We start from the raw sequence: 8,586 nt of genomic DNA, 5'->3' as shown, positions 1-8,586 counted from the left end.
GACGGAAGCAACAGACGAATCGACGGATAGAAGCAGAAGTGACGGATAGAACAGTCAAAGTGACGGAATGAATCGCCAAAGCGACGGAAAGCCCCGCTAAACGACGGAAAGAACAGCCGCCCCGACGGATACAACAGCCAAACTGACAAACAGCACCCGAAATAAATCGATTCATCTACTTAAAGTAAGTATTTTCTCCAAAATTCAGAAATCTTGTTGTAGTTTACGTTAGCGTCAATGGTATACTGATGGAAAACGGAAGGGGGAGATGATGTTGAAGACGATTCAAGAAGTGGCTAAGCAGTTTAATGTTTCAACACGGACCATTCGTTATTATGAGGAACTTGGGCTGCTTAATCCTAATCGATCATCTACTAATCAGCGAACCTTTTCAAAAAAAGAATTAGCGAAGCTTAAGCTTATTTTCCGAGGAAAGCGATACGGTTTTTCACCTGAGGAGATCAAGGAAATGGTATTGCTGTTTGATTATGATCGCACGGGCATTCAGCAGTTGGAGCGTACGGTCGAATATGGGGAGCAAAAAATGCAAGAAATTGATGGCAAAATTGCAGAGCTTGTACAGATGAAAAAGGAGTTACAGCAATTACAAGGCATATTTACAGAAAAATTAGCGACTTTAAAGGGAGAGATGCATGATGAATAGTTCGAATTTGTTAGCACGTAATGCGCGAAAGTACCCTATGAGTGAAGCTGTTGTTTGTCAGGGCAGACGTGTGACTTATCGTGATTTAGATGAGCAAGTGACACGTCTTAGTCATGCTTTGTTAGAGCAGGGGGTCTGGCAAGGCGATAAAGTGATCATTTTTATGCCAAATGTTGTAGAGTTTGTTGTTAGCTATTTTGCTATTCAGCGTATTGGAGCTATTGTTGTTCCAGTAAATGCGAAATTTACGCTGCAAGAGGTTGAGTATGTAGCGCAGCATGCTGATGCTAAAGCTATTCTAGTGCATGAGGCGATTTTTGCAGCAGTTGAAAACATCACGGTTGTTCCTTTAAAAATCAAAACAGGTCAAGAGCAGGCTGATTGGCTAATCTATGAATCACTTATTCAACATGCAAGCAGTCAAACAATTGATTGCCAGTTGAATGAAGATGATGTTTCTACGATTTTATATACCTCGGGTACAACGGGAAAACCAAAGGGAGTATTGTTTAGCTATCGCAATATTTTAACTGTAGCGCAAATGATTGCAGTAGAAATGGAAGTAAAGCCAGAAAGTCGGATTCTTCTTATGATGCCGTTGACGCATTCAGCCCCATTACATTTATTTTTAATGGCAGGAGTATTTGTAGGCTCGACAAATGTGCTAACGCCAACATTTACGCCTGATTTATTGATAGATTCAATCGAGCGGGAACGGACAACGCATTTCTTCGGCGCACCTGTCGCGTATTTGTTAACCGCTCAAATGCCAAGATTGCAAACAGCTGATTTATCATCGATGAAATGGTGGTCTTATGGCGGAGCGCCGTTATCACAAAACGAAGTCCGCCATTTACAAGAAGCTTTCAGAACAGAAAACTTAACTTGTGTTTATGGCCTAACAGAGGCTGGTCCAAACGGTTCAATATTGTTTGGCGAAGAGCATGCAACGAAGGCAGGGAGCGTTGGTAGGCGTGCACCGCTTGGGGCGGAGCTGCGTATTATTAACGACAATGGAGAAGATGTCAGTGTTGGTGAAGTAGGAGAAATTGTGATATTCGGTGAGGGTAATATGCTGGGCTATTACAAGGATGATATGGCAACAAAGGCTGCATTTATAGATGGCTGGCTGAAAACAGGTGACTTAGCTCGCTTAGATGAGGACGGCTATATTTGGATTGTCGATCGTAAAAAGGATGTCATTTTGTCAGGCGGTGTGAATATTTATCCGAAAGAAATTGAAGATAGTATGTTGAGCTATGAGGGGATTTTTGAAGTGGCAGTAATAGGTGTACCGCATCCGGAGTGGGGAGAAACGGTGAAGGCCGTTTATGCCGCTAAAACGGAAATTGACGAGGATGAACTGAAAGCTTATTTGGAGGAGCATCTTGCTAAATATAAAATTCCACGCATCTTTGAACGTGTGGAAGCGTTACCACGAAATGCATCGGGCAAAATACTAAAACAATCCTTGAAGGGACAAGAGGTGAGATAGCATGAAGGTTTTACAGCGGGAAGAAATGAAAACAACAAATTTTTTTAACGATAATGATACACTTCATAAAGTTTTAGAAATGATGCTAGATAAAGAGTTTGTGGACTATGCAAAACGTGAGTTAACAGATTTTGGTGAGCTTTGTGCTGGAGATATTGATGTGAGAGCCAAACATACGGATCGAGAGGGTGAACCTCGATTACAAAGGTATAATGCCTATGGTGAAGAAGTGTCAGAGGTTTGGGTTAATGATGGCTATAAAAAAACAATAGAAGAAACGTACAATACCGGCATAGTTGGCTATGTGCATAAGGATATTCCGCAATTAGGTAGGAAGGGAAATTATGTGTATAGCTTTGCTCAAGGCTATATACTATCACATGCTGAGCCAGGCTTTTACTGTCCTGTTACTTTAACAATGGCAACGGCTTATCTCCTTGATCATTATGCGAGTGATGAGGTAAAGGAGCGCTTTTTACCACATGTTTGTGCAACAGGAGATACAGAGCTATATGAGGGGGCTACATTTTTAACGGAGCGTCAAGGTGGCTCTGATGTTGGGGCGAATGTTGTGGAGGCAAGACAGGACGGCAATCAGTATCGCTTATATGGGGAAAAATATTTTGCATCAAACGCAGGAATGTGTGGAGTAACTATGGTATTGGCGCGCATGAAAGGGGCTCAGGTAGGCTCAAAGGGCTTAACATTATTTGCAGTTCCGTGGCGAAATGAGGATGGCACAGTTAATAATCTCCGCATTCGGCGTTTAAAGGATAAACTTGGCGTTAGAGCAGTGCCTTCTGGTGAGGTGGAATTTGATGGTGCGCTAGCATATGTTGTTGGTGATCCGAATAAAGGAATTTATTATATGCTGGAGGCACTTAATTTATCAAGAATTTGCAATGCGGTTGCTTCTATCGGCATTATGCGCCGCGGATATTTAGAGGCGAAGTATTATGTGACAAATCGTCATGCCTTTGGTAAACCTTTAACGCAATATCCTATGATTCAGGATACACTAGGGAAATTCGCTGCCAAGCTTCATGTAGAAGTTGCCACGGTTTTTGATCTTATTCAGCTTTACGATAAAGTAACTAGTGGGCAGGGGAATAAAGAAGACATTATTTTAAACCGCTTGTATATTGCTATCATGAAAAAAGAAACGGCAGAGCAAGCTGTACATTATGCTAGTGAAGCCATTGAATTACATGGCGGAAACGGCTATATTGAAGATTTTGTTACACCTCGGTTATTAAGAGATGCACAGGTACTTACTGTGTGGGAAGGGACTGCGAATATTTTAGCTTTAGAGCTCATTCGTTTAGTTGATAAGTTTCATGCGCACGAAATGTTTGTTCGTGTCATGGAAGAACGTCTAGAAAAACTAGTTGCCAGTCCATTAGTTGAAATTGTCGTGGATCAATTAGCAAAACTAGAATCAACTTTGCAAACATTTAGCCGTTTAGATGATGCAACAAAAACGTTTGAAGCAAAAAAGGTCGCAGAGAAAATGGCGCATTTATATGAAAGTGTGGTAGCAGTCGAATGGGCACAAAGATTCGGTGGCAAATATGAGAAGCTAGCAGATATTTATTTAGAGCACACATGGGCATTGCGAGAAATGGGTGCACCAATGAAAACGGTACAGTATTTTTCAGATATCGTTTAACTTCTTTTAGTATATTGATTTGTTTAGAAGTCGTCTCGAATGGAGGCGACTTCTTTCATTTTCATGTATAATACAATCAACTGAATATTATAAAGGTTCTTTACTTAAGTAAAGTGAAAAGGGAAATCGGTGTAATTCCGATGCGGTCCCGCCACTGTATGTGTGAGTTTTTTCAATCTGCGCCACTGAAAATTTCGGGAAGGCTTGAAAAAGCGTATGGAGCACGAGCCAGGAGACCTGCCTTTATAGAAAACACGTTGTAGCCTACGAGGATAGGATGGTGGATTTTGTATATGTATTTTTGTGCAAATTTGACCCCCTCATTATTTTATGATGAGGGGTATTTGTTTTGGAAGATGAATGTCGATAAATTTGAAAACATGGGCGATAAATTCACAATGTTAGGCGATAAACTCAAAAAGTTGGGTGATAAATTCACAATGTTAGGTGATAAACTCAAAATGTTGGCTGGAAGTTCGCAATGTTGACGATAACCCCACAATGTTAGGCGATCAAAAACTAAAATGTATCGATCAATCAGAAAAACAATAAAAACTATACGCACAAATAGACTAAGGAGGATTCACATGAAGAAAATTTGGAAAATAGGGTTATCAGCATTTTTAGCTATGGGCTTACTTGCTGCATGTAATACAAAAGAGGCGACAAATGAAAAGCCGTCATCTTCTGAGCAACAAGAGACTGCAAAAGTAGATCAAGCAACATTCCCAATGACGATAAAGGATGCTACTGGCAAGGATATTACGCTAGAGGCACCTCCTGAAAAAATTGTCTCACTCATTCCGAGTAACACAGAAATATTATTTGGCCTTGGCTTAAATAATGAAATAGTTGGCGTGACCGATAATGACGATTATCCACCAGAGGTTACTAAAAAAGAAAAGGTTGGCGGTATGGATTATAATATTGAAAAAATTATTGCTTTATCGCCAGATATCGTTTTTACGCATGCGTCAGGTATGAGTTATTCAAAAGGAGCCATTGAACAGCTTGAGGCGGTAGGTGTGAAAGTATTTGTTGTAGCGGATGCAAAAAACTTTAATGAAACTTACACAACGATTGAACAGCTTGGTCGTGCAACAGGAAAACTAGAAGAAGCTAAAAAAATTGTTGCAAATATGAAGGCAAAAGTTAAAGAAGTTGAAACAAAACTTGACGGTGTTGAGCCGAAGAAAGTCTTTGTAGAATCGTCTGATGAGCCACAGATTTATACAGCTGGTAAAGGTACATTTATGAATGAAATGCTAGAAATGATTCATGCTGAAAATGTGGCAGCAGATGTAAATGACTGGTATCAAATCGATGCTGAAAAAATTATCGCGAAAAATCCAGATGTCATTGTTGTGGCATATAATTATGTACCTGAAATTTTAACGAAAATTCCACAACGTGCAGGCTTTGAGACAATCTCTGCCGTAAAAAATAAAGCCATAGTACAAGTAGATGAAAATATGATAAGTCGTCAAGGTCCTCGATTAGCAGATGGTCTTGAGGAACTAGCAAAAGCTGTCTACCCTGAGGCGTTTAAATGAGTAAAACAATTGTAGCCTATGTAACAGCAATTACGCTTCTAACCATTAGCATCTGGTGTGGTGTGGCGATAGGCTCAGTTCATATTCCACTAGAAGTGTTGTGGAATAAGGCGGCTGATGAAACAGCCGCCAATATTTTATGGAAAATTCGATTACCCCGAGTCCTGCTGGCAGGGCTTGTAGGGGCGTCACTTGCAATTGCAGGGGCAGCTTTTCAGGGCTTATTAAAAAATCCTTTGGCTGATCCTTATACATTAGGTGTTTCCTCTGGTGCATCAGTTGGCGCAGTTATGACAATTTTTTTTAGTATATCAATACCTGTAGTAGGCCATTTTACATTGCCGACCTTTAGTATGATAGGTGCCATATTAACGATGGTAGCTGTTATGGGCTTTGCTAGAATAGTAGACCGCTCGCTAAAAATGGAAACTCTTATTTTAACAGGGGTTATATTTAGTTCATTTTTAGGTTCTTTGATTTCATTAATGATTGCATTGTCTGGTGAAGAGCTACGCCAAGTAATCGGATGGTTGCTAGGCTCAGTATCGATGCGTGGTTGGCCATATGTTCAGATGATTATTCCGTTTGTCATAATTGGCTCAATTATGCTTTGGACACAAAGACGCGAGTTAAATGTTCTGTTATATGGTGAAGAACGCGCGCAGCATTTAGGTGTCAATGTTAAGCGCAGTAAATATATTATTTTAGTGGGTGGATCCATGTTGACGGGAGCTGCGGTAGCTGTTTCTGGAACGATTGGCTTTGTTGGTTTAGTTGTTCCTCATATGACGAGAATGGTTTGGGGTTCTGATCACCGTCATTTATTGCCATTATCATTTTTAAATGGGGCAACTTTGCTGATTATTTGTGATTTAATAGCACGAACAATTATTATGCCAAGAGAGCTACCGATTGGTGTCATTACTGCATTTATTGGGGCGCCCGTTTTTTCCTATATTTTTTATAAGCAACGTAGAAGCAAGGGGGTACGGGCATGATTGTTGTTGAACATCTTTCCGGCGGCTATGAAGACGTACCGATCGTCCAGGATATAAGTTTTTCCGTTGAAAAAGGCAAAATACTAGGGATTTTAGGGCCGAATGGTAGCGGGAAATCCACACTGTTAAAAGTAATAAGTGGCATACTACCAGCAACTGCAGGCACTATATTAGTAGATGGCAAAAATAGTAGCTCTTACAATGCTCGTGCATTAGCAAAAAAAATGGCGGTGCTTCCACAATTACACGCTAATGCCTTTTCAAACAGTGTACGGGAGGCAGTATCACTTGGGCGTTATCCACATCAAACAGGCTTCTTTTCAAGCTGGTCTGATCGCGATGAACAAGCAGTACAACATGCCATGATGCAAACTGGTGTGAAACGCTATGAACAGACACCGTTGGAATTTTTGTCGGGCGGTGAACAGCAAAGGGTATTTGTAGCTCAAGCTCTTGCACAAACCGCGGAAATATTGCTGCTAGATGAACCAACGAACCATCTAGATATTGCTCATCAACGCCAAATTTTAGATATGGTGCGAAAAGAAGCAATTGAAAGTGGTTTGACCGTTATTATGGTACTACATGATATGAATTTAGCCTCCCTCTATTGTGATGAATTATTACTAATGGAGGAAGGTCGGATGCGAGCATTGGGGGCGCCACATGAAGTATTAATCGCTTCGCAAATCGAAGATGTTTATCATGCCAGAGTTGCAACTTATGCACATCCAGAAATTCCAAAGCCTCAAATTACAATGATGCCAGCCTCAGTTGAACATCAGCAGCGTGCTGTCATTACAAAAGAAAATTTCACTATTACAGATCGTTATATTAAGCTTCAATCAGAGTTTCCGTTAAAAACAGTGTCCTCAGCTGTCCATAATCCGGGTATCGGTTGGTATGATTGTCTGTTAAATCGCTCTGTACCAATAGATTATGTCATTAGTGATGTAAAGAAAGAGGTTGCTGGATTTTTACTAAAAGAGCATTTTTCATCTACAAGTACCGTCGTCATGTTAACAGCTGTCCCAACAAATCTTGTAGCTATTAATGAATTTAAAGCTTCCTTTGGCAGCGTACTTGTTGCAGTTACGGCCGGAGTTGGCAATGCTGTTGATGTGTCTCGTACACATGAAAGACAAGATGAACCACATATTGGTACAATAAATACGTGGGTTATTGTTAATGGTTGTTTATCAGAAGAAGCGTTTTTCCAAGCAATGATGACGGCTACCGAGGCGAAAACAAAGGCATTGCAATCGGAAAATATTCGTGATGAGCTTAGTGGTACAATTGCGACAGGTACTGCTACAGATAGTTTATTGATAGCAGCTACACAAAAAGGGGAAGAAATGCTGTACGGAGGCCCCATTACTGATGTAGGTAAGATTATCGGTAAAGGTGTTTTTGAAACAACTGTGCAGGCAATAGAAAATTATCTTCATTCAGCAGAAACCTCTGCTGAATGAAGATAATGCCTCCGGCGGATGTCACGGATTTTCAAGGGAATGAATTGTGAGGGCACAATTCAAAATCCGAACGCATTGTTTATCTGTGCGAAAGCGTAGTGCTAACGTAGCGACAGCAACAATTACGCCAAGGCGAAATTGATAAAATAATTCTAGGAGATGAGAGAAATGAAGCTTTACACGAAAACAGGCGATACAGGGAAAACAAGTCTTATCGGTGGACGCGTTGATAAAGATAGCTTACGCGTTGAAACATATGGGGCCATCGATGAATTAAATTCTTTTATTGGTAAGGCAGTTAGTGAATTAGATCGTGAGTTATTCAAGGATATTTTAATTGATTTAGAAACGATTCAACATGAGCTTTTTGATGCGGGTGGCGACCTTGCTAACGTCATGAAGGAACGTCATTATAAGCTGACAGAGCAGCCAATTGAAGTGTTGGAAACGCGTATTGATGCATTGTCAGATGAAGCACCGCCGTTACAGCGCTTTATTCTCCCAGGTGGTGCACCAGCAGCTGCAACATTACACATTGCTCGCACAGTAGCACGTCGAGCAGAGCGTCAAATGGTAACGCTTATGAAGGAAATCGAAGACGTACCGACAATTGTACAAAAATATTTAAACCGTCTATCTGACTATTTATTTGCAGCAGCACGTGTTGTTAATTTTAGATTGAATGTCGCAGATGTTGAGTATATTCGAAGCGGCAATGTCTTTAAAAAATAGTCT

At 40.6% G+C, this 8,586-nt stretch carries 8 protein-coding genes and 1 riboswitch; all 8 genes read left to right on the top strand.

Translation table 11 applies throughout. The features are described 5' to 3' along the window. Positions 1 to 274 precede the first annotated feature (274 nt). The 8 genes from ABH966_RS24525 to ABH966_RS24490 all read left to right on the top strand — a co-directional run bounded on the left by ABH966_RS24525 (position 275) and on the right by ABH966_RS24490 (position 8,583). The gene (locus ABH966_RS24525; protein ID WP_370083066.1) at positions 275 to 664 is read left to right on the top strand and encodes a MerR family transcriptional regulator; all 390 of its coding nucleotides are present in this window, start codon (positions 275 to 277) and stop codon (positions 662 to 664) included. Next, positions 657 to 2,159 carry a class I adenylate-forming enzyme family protein gene (locus tag ABH966_RS24520; protein WP_370083064.1) on the top strand — a complete coding sequence of 501 codons (1,503 nt, stop codon included), beginning with the start codon at positions 657 to 659 and terminating at the stop codon, positions 2,157 to 2,159. Before ABH966_RS24525 ends, ABH966_RS24520 begins: the two co-directional genes overlap by 8 nt. A 1-nt stretch (position 2,160) precedes the next feature. Further along, a complete protein-coding gene (locus tag ABH966_RS24515; RefSeq protein WP_370083062.1) occupies positions 2,161 to 3,828 on the top strand; it encodes an acyl-CoA dehydrogenase family protein in 1,668 nt (555 codons plus the stop codon). Positions 3,829 to 3,904: 76 nt separating this feature from the next. Next, a riboswitch (cobalamin riboswitch) is annotated at positions 3,905 to 4,087 on the top strand. A 28-nt stretch (positions 4,088 to 4,115) separates the two neighbouring features. Then, complete coding sequence (locus ABH966_RS24510) at positions 4,116 to 4,316, top strand: hypothetical protein (protein ID WP_370083060.1); 201 nt, start codon at positions 4,116 to 4,118, stop codon at positions 4,314 to 4,316. 99 nt (positions 4,317 to 4,415) lie between these two features. Then, a complete protein-coding gene (locus ABH966_RS24505; RefSeq protein ID WP_370083058.1) occupies positions 4,416 to 5,381 on the top strand; it encodes an ABC transporter substrate-binding protein in 966 nt (321 codons plus the stop codon). Then, a complete protein-coding gene (locus ABH966_RS24500; protein WP_370083056.1) occupies positions 5,378 to 6,379 on the top strand; it encodes a FecCD family ABC transporter permease in 1,002 nt (333 codons plus the stop codon). Before ABH966_RS24505 ends, ABH966_RS24500 begins: the two co-directional genes overlap by 4 nt. Continuing rightward, entirely contained in the window at positions 6,376 to 7,851 is a 1,476-nt protein-coding gene (locus ABH966_RS24495; RefSeq protein ID WP_370083054.1) for an adenosylcobinamide amidohydrolase, read from the top strand. The genes ABH966_RS24500 and ABH966_RS24495 overlap by 4 nt, the downstream gene beginning before the upstream one ends. Before the next feature lie 168 nt (positions 7,852 to 8,019). Then, positions 8,020 to 8,583, top strand: coding sequence for a cob(I)yrinic acid a,c-diamide adenosyltransferase (locus ABH966_RS24490; protein ID WP_248717808.1), 564 nt, complete (start codon positions 8,020 to 8,022; stop codon positions 8,581 to 8,583). Positions 8,584 to 8,586 lie beyond the last annotated feature (3 nt).

Source organism: Lysinibacillus sp. RC46, assembly GCF_041262385.1.
GTDB lineage: Bacteria > Bacillota > Bacilli > Bacillales_A > Planococcaceae > Lysinibacillus.
The sequence above is the reverse complement of the archived record's forward strand: the minus strand, read 5'-3'. Positions and strand labels throughout refer to the sequence as shown.

Coding starts and splice junctions, on each gene's coding strand:
- ABH966_RS24520 (WP_370083064.1), top strand. CDS start 657: ATGAATAGTTCGAATTTGTTAGCACGTAATGCGCGAAAGTACCCTATG.
- ABH966_RS24515 (WP_370083062.1), top strand. CDS start 2,161: ATGAAGGTTTTACAGCGGGAAGAAATGAAAACAACAAATTTTTTTAAC.
- ABH966_RS24505 (WP_370083058.1), top strand. CDS start 4,416: ATGAAGAAAATTTGGAAAATAGGGTTATCAGCATTTTTAGCTATGGGC.
- ABH966_RS24500 (WP_370083056.1), top strand. CDS start 5,378: ATGAGTAAAACAATTGTAGCCTATGTAACAGCAATTACGCTTCTAACC.
- ABH966_RS24495 (WP_370083054.1), top strand. CDS start 6,376: ATGATTGTTGTTGAACATCTTTCCGGCGGCTATGAAGACGTACCGATC.
- ABH966_RS24490 (WP_248717808.1), top strand. CDS start 8,020: ATGAAGCTTTACACGAAAACAGGCGATACAGGGAAAACAAGTCTTATC.